Source organism: Streptomyces sp. NPDC048751 (genome assembly GCF_043198595.1).
Lineage (GTDB): Bacteria > Actinomycetota > Actinomycetes > Streptomycetales > Streptomycetaceae > Streptomyces.
In genome coordinates, this window is the sequence record NZ_JBICUX010000011.1 from 155,649 (window position 1) to 174,935 (window position 19,287).

Below are 19,287 nucleotides of genomic sequence, written 5' to 3' on the forward strand. Positions count from 1 at the left end.
TTCGGGTCCCGGCCATCCTCTTCTGTCTTCTGGCTGTCAGAGCCGGTCACCAGCCGCTGCAAGCCGCCGTCGAAGCGCCGGCGCCCCCCGCCCCCTGCTCCCGGAGCAGGGGGCGGGTCACTCATCGGCGCCCTGTCGCACAGGCCAGGTCGGCATGGGGCGACTCCATGGGGTTGCAGTACGGCAGGTCGCCGATGGGGCGGTCGGTGCAGAACCGGCCGATCAGGTCCGACGCCTCCTGCATGCGTTCGACGGTGACCAGGTGATCGGCTTCCTTGATCGTCGTGAACCGTGCGGCGGGCATCGTCGCGGCCACCTCGCGGCCCATCTGAGGGGTGCACAAAGTGTCGTACTCCCCTGTGAACACCAGGGACGGCACATCGGGAAGGGGCAGAGGCTCGTAGCAACCGTGCGTCACGAGCCTCGTGTTGTGCTCGACCGCTTTCCTGATCTCCTCCGGCGTCTGGTTCATGAACTGCCGGTGGAGAAGGCGTGCCACGGCCGCGTGCTTGCGGACCTGGCCGGCAGCCGGGTTCGACATGAACAGCCGTACGAGTCCGTCCGCGGCCTCCGAGATCTCGCCCCGCTCGAGCGCGCGCGACAGACGCGGCACGGCGTCGGTGTAGATCTCGGGAAGACGCTTCGCCGCGCCGCAGAAGACGATGCGACTGACGAACTCGGGATAGAGCTGGGCGAAGCGGAGGCCGACGACTTCCCCGAAGCAGCCGCCGAAGAGATTGACTTGCGGCATGCCGGTCTCCACCAGCATGTGCTTGACCGCGGCGGCGAGGAAGTCGATGCCGTATGGGGCAGGCAGGAAGTCCGAGCTGCCGTAACCGGGTAGATCCACGGTGATCAACGTGCACAGTGGGGCCAGCCACTTCTCGTGTCGCTGCCATGAGTATCTGTCCTGGGACGAGCCTCCGAGCAGCAGCAACGGAGCCGTCTGCGGGTCGCTTTGGTGGACGATACGGCAGTCGTACGCGAAGCCCTCGAAGACGAGGCTCCGCTCCTCCGCCTGCTCCGATGCTGGAGGAACAGGCTCGCGACGACTCATGTTGGAGGAGTCCTGGGCGATGGCGACGGCAGTGCGCATGAGCGGCTCCGGGGTGGATGGAACTGCAATGAACCGTTCCAGAGTTACCAGAAAACCCGCCATCTGGATGTAATCACTGCTTTGTGGGCGATTCTGGTAAAACAACCCAGTGGTCGAAGTCGGCCAGGGGGAATCCCGTCCTGTGGGCCGGTTGAGGACCTCGTTGCGCAATGCCGCCTGGTCTGGGTGCGCCTGGGCGGGGGCTTCGCCGGAGTCGTCGGCGGGGGTGACGGCGGCCCACGGGCTGCAGCGCCCGCAGGGAGGCGCTTGGTCTGCGCGTGCCGTGCGACCGGGCCACGAAGAAGCCCCACCGGCATAGGTGCTGGTGAGGCTGGGTTTGCGCCCCCGGCAGGACTCGAACCTGCGGCCAAGCGCTTAGAAGGCGCTTTCCGGGTGGGGTGTCACACCCCTGCTGGCCTGCTTCTCTTCTCCTGCTCGGTGTCTCATTGACCTGACTTCGGCACGGATTCGACAGGCAGGGCAGGCCGGTTGGTACTGCCGCCCCTGGACGACTCGACAACCGTCGACCGAATTAACCCGAATGCCAACGCTGTCGGCCGGGCAGCTGCCGTGCCGACGGTAGCGGCCTGGTACAGCCAGTGTGCGCTGGTTGACCGAACAGGAGAGGCAGAAACTGCAGCAGATCGTGCGCGGGGGCAGCACCAGTTCGGTGCGCTACCGGCGCGCGTTGATGCTGCTGGCCTCGGCCGGCGGGAACCGGGTCCCTGTGATCGCGCAGCTGGTCCAGGCCGACGAGGACACCATCCGGGACGTAATCCACCGGTTCAACGAGATCGGCCTGGCCTGTCTGGACCCTCGTTGGGCGGGAGGCCGTCCCCGCCTTCTCAGCCCTGACGATGAGGACTTCGTCGTCGAAACGGCTACCACCCGCCCGACCAAGCTCGGCCAGCCCTTCACCCGCTGTTCCATTCGCAAACTCAGCGGCTACCTGCGGAAAGTACACGGCCGCGTGATCCGCATCGGACGCGAGGCATTACGGTGCCTGCTCGCCCGCCGCGGCATCACCTTCCAGCGGACCAAGACCTGGAAGGAGTCCCCCGACCCCGAGCGCGACGCCAAGCTCGACCGCATCGAGCACGTCCTGGAGCGCTTCACCGACCGCGTCTTCGCCTTCGACGAGTTCGGCCCACTCGGCATCCGCCCCACCGCCGGGGCCTGGGCCGAGCAAGGACACCCGGAGCGGCACCCCGCGACCTACCACCGCACCCACGGCGTCCGGTACTTCCACGGCTGCTACTCCGTCGGCGACGACACCCTGTGGGGCGTCAACCGCCGCAAGAAGGGCGCCGCGAACATCCTGGCCGCGCTGAAGTCGATCCGCGCGGCCCGCCCTGATGGCGCCCCGATCTAGGTCATCTTGGACTACCTATCCGCCCACAAGGGCGACACGATCCGGCGCTGGGCGAAGAGGAACCGGGTCGAGCTGTGCTTCCCCCCCGACTTACGCGTCTTGGGCCAACCCGATCGAGGCCCACTTCGGGCCACTGCGGCAGTTCACCGTCGCCAACTCCCACTACAGCAACCACACCGTCCAGACTCGCGCCCTGCACGCCTACCTGCGCTGGCGCAACACCAACGCCCGCCATCCAGATGTGCTCGCGGCCCAGCGCAGCGAGCGAGCCCGCATCCGCAGCGAGAAGGGCCTGCGCTGGGGCGGACGATCGGCGAAAGTCGAGTGACCCTACCAATGGCACCGGCGACGCTGACGCCATGACCAGTTCTGCACTGCCTCGACTGCTTCGACCGCGTGCTCTGAGGCCCGGAGATCTCGTTGTCATCGCATCGCTGTCCGGTCCGCTGCCAGCCGCCTACGGGCCCAACATCGAGCAGACGGTGGTCGTGCTCGAGCGGATGGGATTCCGCGTGCGCCGGGCTCCGCTACTCGAAGTAGGACGCCGCCATTGGTGGAGCGCGGCCACGCCGGCGGAGATCGCCGGGGAGCTCAATGGTCTTCTGCGGGATCCTGAAGTGCGCGCGATCGTCGCGAGTGACGGCGGCCAGACCGCGCTCGGCTACCTTGACCTGATCGACGTCGAGGCGATCAGGGCCGACCCCAAGCCGATCGTCGGCTACAGCGACATCTCGCTGCTGCATCTGGTGCTCTATTCGCGCACGGGTCTGGTCGGGTTCCATGCCGACATGGCCGTCCCTGGCTTCGGCGGACACTGGCAGTCTGCGCCCGTGGCGCGCCAAGCGGAACTCGAGAAGCTCTACTCCAGGTTGCTGACCGGTACCGAGGCGATTGGTGCGCTGCCTGCGAGCCCGTCGTGGGAGTGTTGGCGTCCTGGACGTGTCGAAGGTCGGCTGATCGGCGGGGTGATCAATCGCATCGTGCTGGCGCAGGCGACGCGTTTCGCGCTGCCGCTCGAATGGTTCGACGGTGCAGTGCTGTTCTGGGAGGAGATGGGCGGCTTGGCATCGCACGTGTGGAGCTATCTGCAGGTGATGCGACACTGCGGCATCCTCGATCGGATCTCCGGCATGGTCGTGGGCGTTCCGCGCGAGATCAGTGGACTCGAGCCCGGCGCGTCTCCTACTCTGCCCGAGATCGTCCTCGACGTCCTCTGCGACCGTGACATCCCGGTCCTGGGCAACGTCGAGTTCGGGCATGCCGGCCCGAATCTACCGATGCCAGTCGGCATCCGCGTCGGCCTCGATGCGCAGCAGCGGACGTTGTCGCTGCTCGAGCCGGCGGTAGAGCCGCACGCGATGACGGGACCGGTCAGCTGAGCACTGCGGATAGTGAGCCGACGGCCCCGGCAGCACCCTCTGGGGCCAACTCACGCCTTGGTGACCGCCGCTCTGGGTCGCTTGTCCGGCCTGTAGGGGGCCGAATACCTGGTGGCTCGTGTTGGATCAGAAGCTCAGCTCCTGACGTCAGGGATCACCAGCCCGGTGAACGTATGCGGTCAGAGCACTAGGCCGGGACGCGGGGGTGCCGGAGTGGTGCTCCGGCCTGGTGGAGACTGGCGAGGGCCAACCGGTAGGAGGCGATCAACCCGGTCTCCACGTACTCCACGCCCAGGTCCCCGCAATGGCGCCGGACGATGGGCCGGGCCTTGCGCAGGTTGGGGCTGGGCATGCTGGGGAACAGGTGGTGCTCGATCTGGTGGTTCAGCCCGCCCAGTGCGATGTCGGTGAACCTGCCGCCGCGCACGTTGCGTGAGGTGAGCACCTGGCGGCGCAGGAAGTCCGGGCGGTCCTCGCCTGTCAGGATCGGCATGCCCTTGTGGTTCGGAGCGAAGAGGGAGCCGAGGTAGACGCCGAACAGGCACTGGTGGACGGCGAGGAAAGCGATCGCCATACCGAGGGGCAGCAACCAGAACAGGACGGCCAGGTAGAGCGCGAAGTGCGCGAACAGCAGGGCGCCGTCGAGCGCTCGGTGCTTGAGCGAGCGATTGGCCAGCGCCCGCACGCTCGACACGTGCAGGTTGAAGCCCTCCAGCGTGAGGAGCCGGAAGAACAGGAACGCCTGCCAGTGGCCGATCAGGCGGGGGAGCCCGGTGGCGACCCGGGCCTGGTCCTGGGTCCAGACCAGCAGGTCGGGGTCGAGGTCGGGGTCGAGGTCCTCGTGGTTGGGGTTGGTGTGGTGGCGGGTGTGCTTGTCCTGCCACCACCCGTAGCTCATCCCGATGCCGGCGCCGGCGATCCGCCCGGATGCTTCGCTGGCCCGGCGGCGGCGGAACACCTGGCGGTGGGCCGCGTCATGAGCGAGCAGGGCGACCTGGCCGAAGACGACGGCCAGGAAGGCGGCGACGGTCAGGGTCCACCAGCTGTCACTGATGAGCGCGACGGCGGCCCACCCACCGACGTAGAGCCCGGCGACGACGGTGATCCGCAGTGCGTAATAGCCGGGACGGCGCCCCAGCAGGCCGGCATCAGCGATCTTCCTCGACAGCCGGGCGAAGTCACTGGCCGGGCGTCTCCGAGGGTGGGGGGCGTACCGCGGTGTTTGTGGTCATGTTGCTGAAACTCTCTCCGAAGGAGGCAGATGGTCAGACGCCGCCTTGGGAGTTGCTGAGACCGGCCCACAGGCAAGGGATGCGCTTCTGCCGTTGCGGATGTACATCCGCGACCGCGGAGCAAGGACGACGTCTGCTTCGTCTGTCGGCGGCAGCGCGGGCCCTTCGTCTGCATGCGGGTTCCCTGCCAGGCAGGTCTCACACCGTGGCAGGACAGGAATGTGGAGCGGTCCGCGCACTTTCAGGGAAGAGCCGGGGACGGCTGGTGAAGGGGGGCTGGCTGATCACTGAGGGGCACTCATCACGGTGACCGGAGAGGTCCGTCGCCAGGCCGCGGTTTCCGTGATGAGGACGGCGACGGTGACCGGGCCCGGGGTGCCAGTGGTGGCTGCCTCGGCCACCGCCTCCCGGACGGCGCGGGCGACTTGCAATGGATGGTGTCCGGGGCCCACCGCGAGGTGAACCTCGATGTGTCGGCCAGGTGGATCATCATGGTCCTCCACCCTGACCGGGCGGCTGCCCAGCACGGCGGTGAGGTGGGCGACGCCCGGCACACCCGCTGCGACGTCCGCCAGCTCCCCGACGAGTCCCCGCATGGACCCTGTTCCGGCCACCGGGGGCGAGCTCCGCGCGGCCGCAGCCTCCGGCGTGGGCCTCATGGCCGTCGCCGCGGTCCGAGACGCCACGCCTGCCTCCGGGACCTCACGGAGATCCATTACGCGCATGTCAGCCGTCACCGTGGCCAGCCCGAGCCGTTCCGTGGCCGTGCCCAGCAGTGTGCTCCGCAATTCGTCGGCGGTCTCCGGCAGCGGCCGCACGAGGGATGCGGTGAAGGCGGCCTCAATGGTGAGCGGGCCAGGCGGTAGCGCGCTGGCCGGCGGACGGACGGCCGGTTCGGACACGGGTTGGAGCGGTGCCGACCCGATGCGCAGGGACTCCAGTCGGACACCGGGGACCTCGGCGGCAGTGCGCCCGAGGGCCTGGACGGCCGCTTGCTCGGTGATCCACGTCCCGTCGTCGGGCCCGCCGAGCGGGAGCAGCCGGCCCAGGCCAAGCTGGCTTCGTACTGTCTGCGTCCACGCCTCGGACACTGGCCTCTCACCCTTCTTCTCCACGGCCGCGGTTCTCTTCCCGCGGCGCTCTGCCCGGAGTGTCCGCGAGAACTCGAGGCAGGCGCCTCAGGCCACTCGTCGGACCACCCCGTCTCACGCTCTACAGCCGGGCAAAAGGTACTAAAAGGACTATTATCCTAGTAATTGGTGCTCTGTGGCCTCGTGAGGGAGGAATATCCCGATGACTGAGAACACCGGCGTCAGGATCGGCGCTGCGCCCGGTTCTCGTGGCCGGACGACCATCGCCGATGTGGTGGTGGAGAAGATCGCCGGAATGGTGGCACGGGACGTACGCGGCGTCTATGCCCTGGGCAGCGGATTCGCCCGCTCGATGGGATCCATGCGGGAGCGGATGCCCGGCGCCGGCAGCGGCAAATCCGCCACGCGCGGGGTCAGTGTCGAGGTTGGAGAGCTGCAGGCGGCCATCGATCTGGAGCTCGTCGTCGACTACGGCGTCTCGATCACGGACGTGGCCGCCGCGGTGCGGGAGAACGTGATCTCCGCCGTGGAGCGGATGGCGGGTCGGGAAGTCGTGGAAGTCAACATCATGGTCAGCGACGTGAAGCTGCCCGACGAGGAGGAGGAAGGGGAGGAGCGGCAGCGGATCCAGTAGCCGGGGCGGCAGCCCGCATGAGTGAAGGAGTGCGAAATGAGCAGGGCCGTGGTGGGCTTGATGGCCGGAATGGCGCTGGGTTTCGCCGCGTATTTCGGCAACTTCTGGGCTTTCCTGCTGGTGCTGGGGTTGGGTCTCGTCGGTCTCGTCATCGGGCGGTTCACGGAGGGTGATCTCGAACCGGGCGACTTCGTCCGCCGCCGGGACCGGCAGGAGCGGATCCGCGATGACCGGCGACAGGCTCGGGGAGACTGGCGGCGGTGAGCGGGGAAGCCGATGAGCGTCCGGGTGTCCCCCGCGGGGAGCGCGGGGCGACCGCCGTCACCGACCGGGTCGTCGCGAAGATGGCGGCTCGGGTGGCGCGCGAGGCGCTGAGCCGGTTCGCCGAGTCGGCCGGCCACGTACCACCCGGCCGCCGGACGCCACACGTGAGCACATCCGTGCGTCGGGCGCCGGAACGGACCAGCGCAGGACGGGACGCCGAGGCCGCCGACGGACGGCAGGCGATGCTCGGCGAGGCACGGCTGCACATCACCGTCGAGCTCGGCTATCCGTCCGACATCGGGGCGCAGTGCGCCGCGGTGCGCCGGGAGGTCACCGAGCGGATCAGAGCATGGGCCGGCATGGAGGTGTCCGACCTCGCGGTCTCGGTCGGGCAACTGCACTCGGCGCATACGCGGCACACGGACCGGGAGAGGGTGCGATGAGCGCGAAGACCTCGCGGCAGCCGACGGGTGAGAGCGACCTCTCCTCCGGTCCGGGACAGGCGGCTCCGTCCGCCGACGGCACCTCGGGAGCGGCCGAGAGTGCTACGAATACGAAGGTGATCGACGGATCAGGCCGGTCGGCGCACCGTTTCTGGTCGTCGCGGCGGATTCCCGCGGCCTTGGCAGCCCTGCTGTCCGCCGCGGCCGTCGGATTTCTCCTGTACGACGTGGTCGCGGTGCGGGCAGGCCGGAATGCGATGCGTTGGCGGCGGCGGCTCGCCGAGGAACTGGCCACACGGCCCCTGGACGACGTCTGGATGATCGTCGGGGCCGCGGTGGCGATGGCACTCGGCCTGTGGCTTTTCCTGCTGGCGGTGACGCCGGGACTGCGCAGGCTGCTGCCCATGCGGCAGCCAACCGGCATCCCCGGGACAGAGGACGTCCGAGCCGGGCTCGACCGCCGCGCGGCCGCCCTGGTTCTGCGCGACCGGGCCATGCAGGTGCCCGGTGTCCAATCGGCACAGGTCGATGTCGGACGCCGGAAGGTCAAAGCGCGGGCACGGGCACATTTCCGCGATCTTGAGGAGGTTCGCTCCGACCTGGACGCCGAGCTGGGCGAAGCCGTGACGTCCTTGGGCCTGGCCCGGCAACCCACACTGGCCGTGCGCGTCCGGCGCCCCAAGAAGGGCTGAGGTGATCCTATGCTCAAGACGGTGAACCGGGTGCTGCTCGCGCTTCTCGGCCTCGGACTGTTCGCCCTGGGCGGTGGCGTGCTGCTGGGCGCACTGGACCTGCAGCGCCACTGGGATTTCGACGTGCCGGGCTGGTGGCCCTTCCGTGGGCCGGACGATGTGGTGCTGGGCGCCTGGGGACGCACCCGGTGGCGGGACGAGGGCTGGTGGTGGCCGACCGTGATCGCGGTGCTCGCCGTGCTGCTGGCCCTACTGCTGTGGTGGCTCATTGCGCAACGCAGACACCGCCTGGACCGTGTCCTCGTCGACAGCGAAGACGGCGCCGCGGCCCGACTCGACGGCCGCACGCTGGAGAGGGTCATTGAGGAAGAGGCACAAGCCTTGGACGGGGTCTCGCGGGCTCATGTCAGGCTGACGGGCCGACGTACCGCTCCGACCGCACGCGTACGGCTGCTGCTGGAGCCTCACGCGGACCCGGCGCGGACTCTGGGGCAACTGAGCCGCGAAACACTCGCACACGCACGAGACTCGGCCGGCCTGGACCGCCTCCCCTCGAAGGTCCGACTCCGGGAAGCCCGCCACCGCGCCGAACGCGCCACCTAAGGGCTGTCCCGTAATCCCTGGTGGATCAGCGTGCGGCGTCAGATGCGGTGCATCGCAAGGCGGAGGGACGTCCGCATACTGGATGTATGCGGACGTTCCGACAACGCGGCGAGGTGCCGTAGCTGTCGTCGCGCGCCCGCCAGGGATTACGGGACAGCCCTTAGTGCCGTGGCCGGCTATGCCCGATCGACTAAGCAGTGGTCCGGCGGCTCGAAGCCCGACATGGTACGGCCACGCTTCTCACGGCGGCCGGAGTCGCGCCGCTAGTCATCATGGAGATCCTCGGGCACAGCCAGATCAGTTTCACGATGGACGTGTGCACGCACGTCGTGCATGACACCCAGCGGGAGGTCATCAGCCACATGGACCGCCTTTTCAGGCGCCGCCGACCGGCCGCCTGACAGCCGCGGGTGACGGCGTGTTCGTGCGGGAGAGGTATGAAATCGCTTTTGCTCGGCGTGAGGAACGTAACGAGTTGACATCCGGAGAAATGGCAATTTTAGCAAGGTTCTCACTCAAATCCGTGAAAACTTCTTACGTCAGAGAGTGAGTCTTGTCGGTTGGGTCCGACTGCCATTCGTCGTTGGTGTCGACGCCAGGAATCGTGTCAAGGATGCCGGAAGCTCCACGAAGTCCAGCGCCAATTCCACGGCCAAGACCTGGTTCGCCCCTGCCGCCGTTGCGCTCCGCTCTTCGTGAGTGGGCGTTCAACACGAACCGCCACCCCGCCGCGCCCCGAGACGTCGCGGCCATTCTCAGGTGGGTTGAGCGGAACTCCCTTCCTGACTCGGCCTGGGAGGATCCGGAGAAGGTGGACCAGGTCCTGCGCGTCATCGACACCCGCCTCGACGGCAAGCCGGCGGCGGCCTGGTCCCGGAAGCGCAACCGCCGAATCCTCAACGTCGCCATGAAGTACGCCATCCGGCGGCGCATCCTGCGGGCCAACCCCCTCCCCAAGGGCAAGGAGTCGACGGGCGCCACGAAGACCACGAACGCCGTGGACAAGCGGTCCTTGCCGAATCCCGAGCAGGCGGCGGCGATCCTCGACTGGATACGGCGCCGGCCGCGCGGTGGTGAGCGGCTCCATGCCTTCTTCGCCACGCTGTACTACTGCGGCCTGCGACCCGAGGAAGCCGTAGCCATGCGCGTCGAGGATGTGACACTGCCCGAGCCCGGTGCTGGCGACCAGTGGTGCGAGTTGCTGATCCACACGGCGACTCCGGAGGTCGGGAAGCAGTGGACCGACACGGGGGAGATCCACGAACAACGCGACCTGAAAGGCCGTGCGGAGGGTGAGACGCGCACTGTGCCGGGGCACCCTGCCCTGACGCGCATCCTGCGGCAGCACATCGCGGACGAACAGCTTCAGCCGGGTGATCTGCTGTTTCAGGGCGAGTCGGGCGGCATCCTCGCCGGTTCCGTCATCCGCCGGGCGTGGCGCAACGCCCGTAAGGCCGTGCTGCCCCCGCACGTCTTCGAGTCGCCCACCGGGCGGCGCGTGTACGACACCCGGAACACGCGCCTGACGAAGTGGCTCAACGACGGCATCCCGCCCGCCCAGGTGGCCGAGTGGGCCGGGAACAGCGTTGCCGTGCTCCTGGCGACCTACGCCCGATGCATCGAGGGCCAGCTGCCTGACCTTAAGAGGCGGCTTGAAGCTGCGGGAGATCTCCCCGAGCAGCCGTCCGCCAGCTGATCTCTCGGCTGATCCGTCGGCCCAGAACGTCGACACGTATTCGACACAGCCACCCGCGAAAACCCGGTGACAGCCGGACAGCCCCGGAGTCTGCCCTTGATCATCGAGAGGGCGTCCGGGGCTTCGCTGTGTCCAGTGTCACCCGCCCTGACCAGCAAAAAGCCCTCCCCAAGGGGAGGGCGGAGACTTGCGCCCCCGGCAGGACTCGAACCTGCGGCCAAGCGCTTAGAAGGCGCCTGCTCTATCCACTGAGCTACGGGGGCCGGTGTGGTGGCCTCGTGCATGGTGCCCGGTGTGGGCTGATCCGTGACGTTGCCGGGGACAAGGATAGGGCTCCCGGATCCTTGTCCCTGTTGCTTCCCCTCCGTGGCTCAATGTGGAGGTTCGGTGAAGCGGTCCTGATAATCGCAGGCAGGTACGAATCGTGCACCGCTTTTGGCGTCTGGCGCCTCGGGTGTTGTCCACTCGTTATGCCTGCGCTGCAGCCTTGCCCCAGTCGTCCCTTCTGTCCGCTGATCCGGCCGCCGATTCGCCCCCTCTTCCGGCACCTCGTGCACCCCTGGTCCACTTCCTGTTCCGCCTACCGGTTCCCGTCGGCGCGCTGACATGCCTATACGCTTCAGAATTCCCCTAAAATTGGGCATTCTTCGCATGTGGTGACCTTGAACGTACGGCCCCAGCTGCTCGACGCTCTCTCCGCCCTGCGCGAGCGTGTCGCCGCCGCACGCTTCCCGCTGCCGCTGGCGGGGGCTCCACGCGCGCGTGCCAACCGCGACGAACTCCTCGCCCAGCTCGACGACTACCTGGTGCCCCGGTTGAAGGAACCCGAAGCGCCATTGCTGGCTGTCGTGGGCGGATCCACCGGTGCCGGCAAGTCGACGCTGGTCAACTCCCTCGTCGGCCGCCGCGTCAGCGAGGCGGGCGTGTTGCGGCCCACGACACGGACGCCGGTACTGGTCTGCCATCCGGAGGACCAGCACTGGTTCAGCGGCATGCGTGTCCTGCCCGACCTCACGCGCGTGTGGGTGCCCCACCAGGACGCCGGCGAGGATCTGCTGCTCCCGGGCGAGGACCCCTCACGCGTGCTGCGGATCCAGACGGTCGACACCCTCCCGCCCGGCCTGGCCGTCCTCGACGCCCCCGACATCGACTCCCTCGTCGCCGACAACCGCGTCCTCGCCGCCGAACTGCTCTGCGCGGCCGACATCTGGATCATGGTCACCACGGCCGCCCGCTACGCCGACGCCGTTCCCTGGCACCTCCTGCGCACCGCCAAGGAGTACGACGTCACCCTCGTGACCGTCCTCGACCGCGTGCCCCACCAGGTCATCTCCGAGGTCTCCCGGCAGTACGGCGCCCTGCTCACCAAGGCCGGACTGGGCGACGTACCACGCTTCACCGTGCCCGAACTGCCCGAGTCGGCCTGGGGCGCGGGGCTGCTTCCGGCCACCGCCGTGGCGTCCCTGCGCACCTGGCTCATCCACCACGCCCAGGACCCCACGGCCCGCCACCAGGTCATGGCCCGTACGGCCCACGGCGTCCTCAATTCCCTCAAGTCCCGCATGCCCGAGCTGGCCAGCGCCGCCGCCGCCCAGTACGCGGCCGCCCTACGCCTCACCGCCGCCGTCGACGCGGCGTACGACAGCGAGTACGCGCGCCTGCGGGCCCGGTTGCAGAACGGCGCCGTGCTCGCCGGTGACGCCCTCAAGCGCTGGCGCGCCTTTCCCCTCGACTGCACCGCAGGCGAACTCCTCGACGCGCTCGTGGAGAGCCTGGCCACCCTCCTGCTGTGCGCCGTCACCGCCGCCGACGAGCGCGTCGACGACGCCTGGCGCCGCGAACCGGCGGCCGCCGCCCCGGGGCTGGTGGACCGCGCGCCGTCGCAGGAGAGCGCCGAGCACCGCATCGGGATGGCCGTACGACGGTGGCGGCGCGAGCTCGAGGAGTACGCCGAGGACGAGGTGCGCCACCTCGACCGCAGCGTCGTGCCCGACCCCGAGGTGATCGCCGCGCTCGTCGCCACCGCGCTGCTGGGTGGGCGCCGGGCGCGTTCCACCGGCGAGCAGCTCGCCCAGCGGATCGGCCCGCACGGCGCGCTGCGCTTGCGGGACCTGGGTGGGCGGCTGCTCGCCGAGCACCTGGACCGGGTGATCCACGTCGAACGTGAACGCCGCCTCGCCCCGCTCGACGGCCTCGACGTCCACGCCGAACCCCAGGCCGAACTCATCGCCGCGCTGTCCGTACTGCAGAAGGAGAGGTGAGCGGTGACCGCCGTCGCCGATCAGGACCAGGCCGACCACGACCACAGGGGCCACAGCGATTACGAAGGGGACAGTGAGCACAGTGAGCACACCGCCCCCGCTGACACCGGTGACACTGCTGACACCACTGTCCCCGCCGGCGCCCCCACCCCCGCTGACACCACTGTCCCCGCCGGCGCACCCGACTCTCCTGACCCCGTAGACCACAGCAGCCACACCGCAGAGCGCCCCGCACCCGGGGGAGCGTCCTCCACTGACGGAGCGTCCTCCAGTGACGAGGAGAAGCCTCCGCACGCGCGCGTGAAGGGCGACGGTGACCCTGCCCGTCGTAGGCGGCTCTGGGGCCGTACCGGCTCCGCGAGGCGTACGGACGCCGGCGGCTCCGACGGTCCCGAGGGCGCCGTCGGCCGTACGGACTCCACCGGCGCCTGGGACGACGGGCTGATCGCGCGGAGGGTCAGCGAGAGCGCCGGGGCGCAGCAGGCCGTAGCGGCTGCCGCGGAGCCGCGGGTGAACGAGCGGCAGGAGACGGCGGCGCTCGCGTACGACGGATACCTGCGGACCCGGCTGGACGCGTTGCGCGAGCTGGTGGGGCTGTCGCGGACCCGGCTGGACAGCAGGACGCTCGCGGAGGCGGGCCGCGTCCTGGACGAGGCGACCGCGCGGCGCAGGCTCTCCGGGCAGCACACCGTCGTCGCCATCGCGGGAGCGACCGGAAGCGGCAAGTCGCAGCTCTTCAACGCGCTCGCCGGGGTGACGATCTCGGAGACGGGCGTACGGCGGCCGACGACCGCGGCGCCCATCGTGTGCAGTTGGAGCGACGGCGCTGCGAGCCTCATCGACCGGCTCGGCGTCCCGGGCCGGCTGCGCCGCCGCCCGGTGCAGAGCCCGGAGGCGGAGGCCCAGCTGCGCGGGCTCGTCCTGATCGACCTGCCCGACCACGACTCGGCGGCCGTGCAGCACCGCGAGCACGTGGACCGCATCCTGGCGCTGGTGGACGCGGTCATCTGGGTGGTCGACCCGGAGAAGTACGCCGACGCGATCCTCCACGAGCGCTACCTGCGGCCCATGGCCGGGCATGCCGAGGTCATGTTCATCGTCCTCAACCAGACCGACCGGCTGCCCGGGGAGGCCACGGAACTGGTCCTCGACGATCTGCGGCGGCTCCTCGACGAGGACGGGATCCCTCTGGGGGAGTACGGCGAACCCGGCGCGACCGTGCTCGCGCTGTCCGCGCTCACCGGGGACGGCATCGGGGAGCTCCGGGAGGCACTGGGACAGTTCGTGGCGGAGCGGGGTGCCCCGGTGCGCCGGCTCTCGGCCGACGTGGACGCCGCCGCGTGGCGGCTGCGGCCCGTCTACGTCACCGGGCGGCGTACGGGGCTCAGCGAGGAGGCGCGGGACGAGTTCGCCGCGCGGCTCGCGGACGCGGTGGGTGCCACCGCGGCGGGCGAGGCGGCCGAGCGGGCGTGGCTGCGCAACGCCAACCGCGCGTGTGGGACGCCGTGGCTGCGGCTGTGGCGCTGGTACAACGACCTGCGCGAGCCCGCCACGGGCCGGGTGCTGTCGCGTGGCCAGGCCGACGAGGAGGCCACGGCGCGTCAGCGCGTCGAGCAGGCGGTACGTACGGTGGCCGACCGGGCCTCGGCGGGGCTGCCGGTGCCGTGGGCCCAGGCGGTGCGTGAGGCGGCCGTACGCGGCTCCCAGGGGCTGCCGGAGGCGCTGGATGAGCTGGCGGCGCGGGCCGGTCTGCCGCCGGGGCGTCCGCCGCGGCCCGGCTGGTGGCCGGTGGCCGTCCTGGCCCAGGCGTCGATGACGCTGCTCCAAGTGGTCGGCGGGCTGTGGCTCGTCGGGCAGATCGTGGGGGTCATGTCGCCGAACCTGGGCGTTCCGGTGCTGCTGATGATCTGCGGCATCGTCGGCGGGCCGCTCGTCGAGTGGAGCTGCCGGATGGCGGCGCGCGGCCCGGCTCGGCGGTACGGCCAGGACGCGGAGCGGCGCCTGAGAGAGGCGGCGGCGGGGTGCGGCCGGGCCCGGGTACTGGATCCGGTGGCCGCGGAGCTGTTGCGGTACCGGGAGGTACGGGAGCAGTACGCGAAGGTCACGGGGGTGGAGGCGGCGACCGCGACGAGGTGAGTCGGGGCTTCGCGGCTCAGGATCGGCTGGGGTGATCCCCGGCGGGGGCGGCGGAGCTTCACTCGTTCAGGTGGCGGACTTGTCCACAGGTGGGCGGCGGTCCACAGGGCTCAGCGGGCTCGGCCCGGCGGAGGCAGTCTGACTGCAGCCGTACGGGACGGGCCCGTACGCGTTTCCGCCCGGTCCGAACGTCCGGGCAGGGGAGGGGTTCGCGATGAACGAGACGATGGTCTGCGCGGTGGGCAACGTGGCGACGCGGCCGGTGTACCGGGAGCTGGCGGCGGGCCCGTCGGCGAGGTTCCGGCTGGCGGTGACCTCGCGGTACTGGGACCGGGAGAAGAACCTGTGGACCGACGGCCACACCAACTTCTTCACGGTGTGGGCGAACCGCCAGCTCGCCACGCATCTGATGGCGTCGGTGGACGTCGGTCAACCCGTCATCGTGCAGGGCAGGTTGAAGGTGCGCACGGACACACGGGAGGGGCAGAACCGGACCTCGGCCGACATCGAGGCGGTGGCCATCGGCCACGACCTCACCCGGGGTACAGCGGCCTTCCGTCGAGCGAACAGGCCGGAGGCGCAGACGAACACCCCGTCACAGCCCGAGCCCAACTGGGAGACGGCGCCCGGTGGTTCTACGACGCCCGCCCAGCCCGCCACGGAACCCGTCGCGGAACCTGCCGCAGTGACGTGATGTCAGAAACCGCCCGGAGCTGACCGAACTGCGGCTTATCGATGAACGCGCACGTCACAAGGCGGTTGATTTGTCGATAAGCCCTGCTCGCGGGCGGACTTGGGGATAACGATTCCGAGTCGGATCGGTTATCGGACGAGATCATCGGGAGGCCGCGGTTCACCGCGTCCCTAGGATGCCCGACAGAGCACATGAGGCTCTTGAGGCTCGTGATCCTGCTGGTGGGGCCCCACACCCACGCCAACGCGTCCTGCGCGAAAGGGAATTCTGTTGTTTGCTTCGGTCTCCGCGCTGTCCGCGCCGTCCGCGCACGGGCGAGGGGCGGCTCGACTCGCCGCCGCGACGCTCGTGTCCGGACTCCTCGCCGTCGGCGTGCTGGCCGGCGCGGGCTCGGCCGCCGCCGACGAGACGACGCAGACCCAGGGCGGGGCGACCGCCACCATAGGCGGCCTGAAGACCTACGGCACCGCAGTGATCCATGACGCCGGCGGGGACCAGGAGGTCTCGGCGGGCCTGTTCGAGATGTCCGTCGAGGGCGGCGGCACCCTCCAGACGTACTGCGTCGACCTCCACACGCCCACGCAGCGGGACGCCAAGTACCACGAGACGCCATGGAGTGGCACCTCGCTCGGTACCAACAAGGACGCCGGCAAGATCAGTTGGATCCTCCAGCACTCCTACCCCCAGGTGAACGACCTCGCCTCACTCGCCGGGAAGGCGGGCATCGGCGGCGGCCTCAGCGAACAGGACGCGGCGGCCGGCACCCAGGTGGCCATCTGGCGCTACTCCGACGGCGCGGACGTGGACGCCCTCGACCCGGAGGCGGAGAAGCTCGCCGACCACCTCTTCAAGAGCGCTCGCGCCGTGCCGGAGCCCAAGGCGTCACTGACCCTCGACCCACCCGCCGTCTCCGGCCGCCCCGGCGAACTGCTGGGCCCGGTGACGGTGCACACCAGCGCCGAGGGCGTCACCGTCACACCCCAGGCGGACGCGGCCCTCAGCGGTGTACGGATCGTCGGCAAGGACGGCAAGACCGTCACCTCCGCGACCAACGGCAGCCAGCTCTTCTTCGACGTACCCGCAGAAGCGGCGGCCACCGGCTCGTCCGCCCTGACCGTCCAGGCCTCGACCACCGTCCCGGTCGGTCGTGCCCTCACCTCCGACAGCCGCAGCCAGACCCAGATCCTGGCCGGCTCCAGCGAGTCCACGGTCTCGGCCACGGCCAACGCCACCTGGGCGACTCAGGGCGCCGTCCCGGCCCTCTCCGCGACGAAGAACTGTGCCGAGGGCGCCCTCGACATCACCGCGACCAACCGGGGCGACGAGCCGTTCACCTTCGACCTGATGGGCCTCGAACACACCATCCCCGCAGGCGAGTCCAAGACGGTGACGATCCCCCTCCAGGAAGACCAGGCCTACGACTTCACCATCAACGGCCCCGGCGGCTTCGCCCAACGCTTCACCGGCGTCCTCGACTGCAGGACCCAGACCGCCACGACAGGCACCACCGTCCAGACCCTCAGCGAGCCCAGCCCCGCAACCGTGGGCGGCACGGCCCCCGACACCAACCTCGCCGCGACGGGCGGCTCCACCGCGACCCCGCTGATCGCGGGCACGGCCATCGCCCTGGTCGTGATCGGCGGCGCGGCGCTGGTACTGCTCCGCGGCAGGCAGGAACCGCCGCAGAGCTGACGCCACGACGAGGCCCGGCCTCCGGCCTCCGGTCTTCGGTCTCCGGTGGACGGACCCGAGGGCCGGGCGGGGCTTCACATCTCTGGGGTGTACGGGCGGCCCTCAGCGAAATAGAGCCAGCCGTCCAGTACGACGTCCTGCGCCGACGGCCGGAGCGCCAAGGCAGGCGCCGCGGCGTCCAGTAGGCGGCGGGCCGTTCCCGGCTCGTACAGGTTGAGATGGCTGCGGTCCGGAAGACGTACGACGGTGCCCGACTCGAAGTGGCAGTTCGAAACGACGCCGGTCGGGTTCGGGGCGAAGACCAAGGACAGCCGCCGCCGTCCAGTGCTCCTCCCGGCTCCGTCCGTGAAGAAGGAGAGCGTCACACGGCAGTCGGCGTACGAGGGCCGCACCCGCTGCCGGACGGTCCAGTACCAGACGTCCTGCTCCACGACGAGACGGCGGACGCGCCGATCGTTCTTCACGTGCCCCCTGTAACGCTGCTCCTGACCTCACCCTGCTGAGCGAAGTTTGTCGTACCCCACGAAGTCGAAGATGCGGACACCCGGCTGCAGCGGCACGGGCCGACCGCCGAAGCGGTGCACTCCCACCGCCTGGAGCTGCTCCTGACCACTGACCCACTCGCGCTCGAAGCCCCGCCCTTCGAACCACTCACAGATCAACGGCACACGGTCAGGATCCTTGCGATTCCTGGTCCAGATCACCCGCCCGCCACTCCTGCACAACTGCGTGCACGCGTCGATCGTGCGCTCGATGTCCGGGTCCGCGATATTGCCGAACACCCCGCAGACCAGGACGATGTCGGCCGGCGTCATCCCCTCGTAGTGGTCGAGCAGAGCGGCGTCGCCCGCAACGACGTCGACCTCGTCCAGCCCGGCCGCCCTGGCGGCCTCAGCCGCAAGAGCAACATTCTCCGGATCCAGTTCCACAAGCCGCGCCCGAACGTCCCGCCGACGCGGATGCCCAGGCAGCACACCCAACAGATCGCGCCCCTGCCCGGCACACACACTCACCACCCGCACAGGCCCAGCCGAACAGTCGTCCAACGCCAACCGAACCCGCTCCTGCACCATCAACAACCGACGGGCAAGCGGCGATTCGGGACTGTCATACCGGTCGTGCCATTTGTGCCAGTCCATGCGGGGACCTTACGAGAACCCAGGTTGCCCCTCCAGCCGATATTCGTGGGGGCGAGGAGCCGGCTTGAAGAGCCAGTTGAGGCCCCCCGCCTCGCTGATGGGGGCGGGGGGTTCCAGTTCTATGGGGCGGGTTCGTAGGTCACGGTGGTGCCGGAGCACCCGTCCGAGAGCTGGGTGAGCGCTTCGAGTTCGACAGCGTCGACGGTGAGGCCCCAGCGGAGCTTGGTGGCGATCCACTCCGAGGCGTACCGGCAGGTGACGTCGACGGCCGGCGGCAGCCACTGGGCCGGGTCCTGGTCGGCCTTGCTGCGGTTGGAGGCAGCGGAGACGGCGACGAGGGAGGCCTGAGCGCCGAGGTCGTTGGCGTACGCCTCACGGCGCTTCGCGGTCCACTGCGAGGCCCCGGAGTCCCAGGCTTCGGCGAGTGGCACCATGTGGTCGATGTCCAGGGCGGACGCCGCGGTCAGCCATTTGGCGTCGTAGTAGGACCACCAGAGCCCTCCCGACAGCTTGCAGCCAGGGAGGATCTCGGGCGGGACGATCGCCTCGGAGATGAGCACCTCCGCTCGGGTGTTGCAGCCGTCGGTGGGGTTCTGGCCCGCGTTCCAGTGCTTGAAGCTCGTGCGCTGGTAGCCGGCCCGCACCTCCGCCGCGAGCGGGAGGGCGTCGACCGCAGCCGCCATCGGGAGTGTGTTCGACTCGGCCGAACGATTCTGCGCGTGCGCCGACGTGGGTGCCGCGAGGGGCACGACAAGGAGTGCGGCCGCAATTGCGGCACGTCTGAGGTTTTTGATCACACATCGCAGACTCGACTGCGTGTATCTAATATGACCGGTTCAACTCGAACGAATGGGCCATGTGGA

17 protein-coding genes, 2 tRNA genes and 2 pseudogenes are annotated in these 19,287 nt (G+C 69.6%); 13 read left to right on the top strand and 8 right to left on the bottom strand.

Going from position 1 to position 19,287, the window contains the following annotated elements; all coding sequences use genetic code 11:
* Window positions 1–121: 121 nt before the first annotated feature.
* Entirely contained in the window at window positions 122–1,267 is a 1,146-nt protein-coding gene (locus tag ACGFNV_RS31645) for an alpha/beta fold hydrolase (protein ID WP_393627122.1), read from the bottom strand.
* 169 nt (window positions 1,268–1,436) lie between these two features.
* Window positions 1,437–1,513 (bottom strand) — tRNA-Arg (locus ACGFNV_RS31650).
* A gap of 274 nt (window positions 1,514–1,787) precedes the next feature.
* Here ACGFNV_RS31650 and ACGFNV_RS31655 point away from each other — a divergent pair.
* Window positions 1,788–2,796 (top strand): annotated as a pseudogene (locus tag ACGFNV_RS31655) (IS630 family transposase).
* Window positions 2,797–2,827: 31 nt separating this feature from the next.
* On the top strand, window positions 2,828–3,847 hold the full coding sequence (locus ACGFNV_RS31660) for an LD-carboxypeptidase (protein WP_393627124.1): 1,020 nt from the start codon (window positions 2,828–2,830) through the stop codon (window positions 3,845–3,847).
* A gap of 187 nt (window positions 3,848–4,034) precedes the next feature.
* Here the strand turns inward: ACGFNV_RS31660 and ACGFNV_RS31665 are convergent, their stop codons facing one another.
* Together ACGFNV_RS31665 and ACGFNV_RS31670 are read right to left on the bottom strand one after the other, a co-directional pair.
* Entirely contained in the window at window positions 4,035–5,015 is a 981-nt protein-coding gene (locus ACGFNV_RS31665; RefSeq protein ID WP_393627334.1) for a fatty acid desaturase family protein, read from the bottom strand.
* Window positions 5,016–5,363: 348 nt separating this feature from the next.
* Window positions 5,364–6,170 (bottom strand): hypothetical protein, encoded by an 807-nt coding sequence (locus ACGFNV_RS31670; protein ID WP_393627125.1) that lies wholly within the window; start codon window positions 6,168–6,170, stop codon window positions 5,364–5,366.
* 202 nt (window positions 6,171–6,372) lie between these two features.
* Here ACGFNV_RS31670 and ACGFNV_RS31675 point away from each other — a divergent pair, with 202 nt between their 5' ends.
* The 7 genes and pseudogenes from ACGFNV_RS31675 to ACGFNV_RS31705 all read left to right on the top strand — a co-directional run bounded on the left by ACGFNV_RS31675 (window position 6,373) and on the right by ACGFNV_RS31705 (window position 10,502).
* Window positions 6,373–6,804 (top strand): Asp23/Gls24 family envelope stress response protein, encoded by a 432-nt coding sequence (locus tag ACGFNV_RS31675; RefSeq protein WP_393627126.1) that lies wholly within the window; start codon window positions 6,373–6,375, stop codon window positions 6,802–6,804.
* Between the two features lie 36 nt (window positions 6,805–6,840).
* A complete protein-coding gene (locus ACGFNV_RS31680; protein WP_030967540.1) occupies window positions 6,841–7,068 on the top strand; it encodes a hypothetical protein in 228 nt (75 codons plus the stop codon).
* Window positions 7,065–7,511: an Asp23/Gls24 family envelope stress response protein gene (locus tag ACGFNV_RS31685; protein ID WP_393627127.1), complete on the top strand. Its 447-nt coding sequence runs from the start codon at window positions 7,065–7,067 to the stop codon at window positions 7,509–7,511. Before ACGFNV_RS31680 ends, ACGFNV_RS31685 begins: the two co-directional genes overlap by 4 nt.
* A complete protein-coding gene (locus ACGFNV_RS31690; protein ID WP_393627128.1) occupies window positions 7,508–8,203 on the top strand; it encodes a DUF6286 domain-containing protein in 696 nt (231 codons plus the stop codon). Before ACGFNV_RS31685 ends, ACGFNV_RS31690 begins: the two co-directional genes overlap by 4 nt.
* 9 nt (window positions 8,204–8,212) lie before the next feature.
* Complete coding sequence (gene amaP, locus ACGFNV_RS31695) at window positions 8,213–8,806, top strand: alkaline shock response membrane anchor protein AmaP (RefSeq protein ID WP_393627129.1); 594 nt, start codon at window positions 8,213–8,215, stop codon at window positions 8,804–8,806.
* 197 nt (window positions 8,807–9,003) lie between these two features.
* Window positions 9,004–9,207, top strand: a pseudogene (locus tag ACGFNV_RS31700) (site-specific integrase); the annotation flags it as partial.
* A gap of 410 nt (window positions 9,208–9,617) precedes the next feature.
* Window positions 9,618–10,502: a tyrosine-type recombinase/integrase gene (locus tag ACGFNV_RS31705; RefSeq protein ID WP_393627130.1), complete on the top strand. Its 885-nt coding sequence runs from the start codon at window positions 9,618–9,620 to the stop codon at window positions 10,500–10,502.
* Window positions 10,503–10,692: 190 nt separating this feature from the next.
* On the opposite strand, the gene ACGFNV_RS31710 is transcribed toward ACGFNV_RS31705, so the two are convergent.
* Window positions 10,693–10,765 (bottom strand) — tRNA-Arg (locus ACGFNV_RS31710).
* Window positions 10,766–11,155: 390 nt separating this feature from the next.
* Between ACGFNV_RS31710 and ACGFNV_RS31715 the strand changes: the two genes are divergently transcribed.
* The 4 genes from ACGFNV_RS31715 (at window position 11,156) to ACGFNV_RS31730 (ending at window position 17,285) form a co-directional block, all read left to right on the top strand.
* On the top strand, window positions 11,156–12,763 hold the full coding sequence (locus ACGFNV_RS31715) for a dynamin family protein (protein WP_393627131.1): 1,608 nt from the start codon (window positions 11,156–11,158) through the stop codon (window positions 12,761–12,763).
* 300 nt (window positions 12,764–13,063) lie between these two features.
* The gene (locus tag ACGFNV_RS31720) at window positions 13,064–14,899 is read left to right on the top strand and encodes a YfjP family GTPase (protein ID WP_393627132.1); all 1,836 of its coding nucleotides are present in this window, start codon (window positions 13,064–13,066) and stop codon (window positions 14,897–14,899) included.
* Window positions 14,900–15,113: 214 nt separating this feature from the next.
* The gene (locus tag ACGFNV_RS31725) at window positions 15,114–15,593 is read left to right on the top strand and encodes a single-stranded DNA-binding protein (protein ID WP_393627133.1); all 480 of its coding nucleotides are present in this window, start codon (window positions 15,114–15,116) and stop codon (window positions 15,591–15,593) included.
* Between the two features lie 270 nt (window positions 15,594–15,863).
* Complete coding sequence (locus ACGFNV_RS31730; protein WP_393627134.1) at window positions 15,864–17,285, top strand: Cys-Gln thioester bond-forming surface protein; 1,422 nt, start codon at window positions 15,864–15,866, stop codon at window positions 17,283–17,285.
* A gap of 74 nt (window positions 17,286–17,359) precedes the next feature.
* Here ACGFNV_RS31730 and ACGFNV_RS31735 read toward each other — a convergent pair whose 3' ends face one another.
* The 3 genes from ACGFNV_RS31735 to ACGFNV_RS31745 form a co-directional block, all read right to left on the bottom strand.
* On the bottom strand, window positions 17,360–17,749 hold the full coding sequence (locus ACGFNV_RS31735) for a hypothetical protein (protein ID WP_393627135.1): 390 nt from the start codon (window positions 17,747–17,749) through the stop codon (window positions 17,360–17,362).
* 27 nt (window positions 17,750–17,776) lie between these two features.
* Complete coding sequence (locus tag ACGFNV_RS31740) at window positions 17,777–18,424, bottom strand: class I SAM-dependent methyltransferase (protein WP_393627136.1); 648 nt, start codon at window positions 18,422–18,424, stop codon at window positions 17,777–17,779.
* A gap of 119 nt (window positions 18,425–18,543) precedes the next feature.
* Window positions 18,544–19,221 (bottom strand): HNH endonuclease family protein, encoded by a 678-nt coding sequence (locus ACGFNV_RS31745; protein WP_393627137.1) that lies wholly within the window; start codon window positions 19,219–19,221, stop codon window positions 18,544–18,546.
* Between the last annotated feature and the right edge of the window lie 66 nt (window positions 19,222–19,287).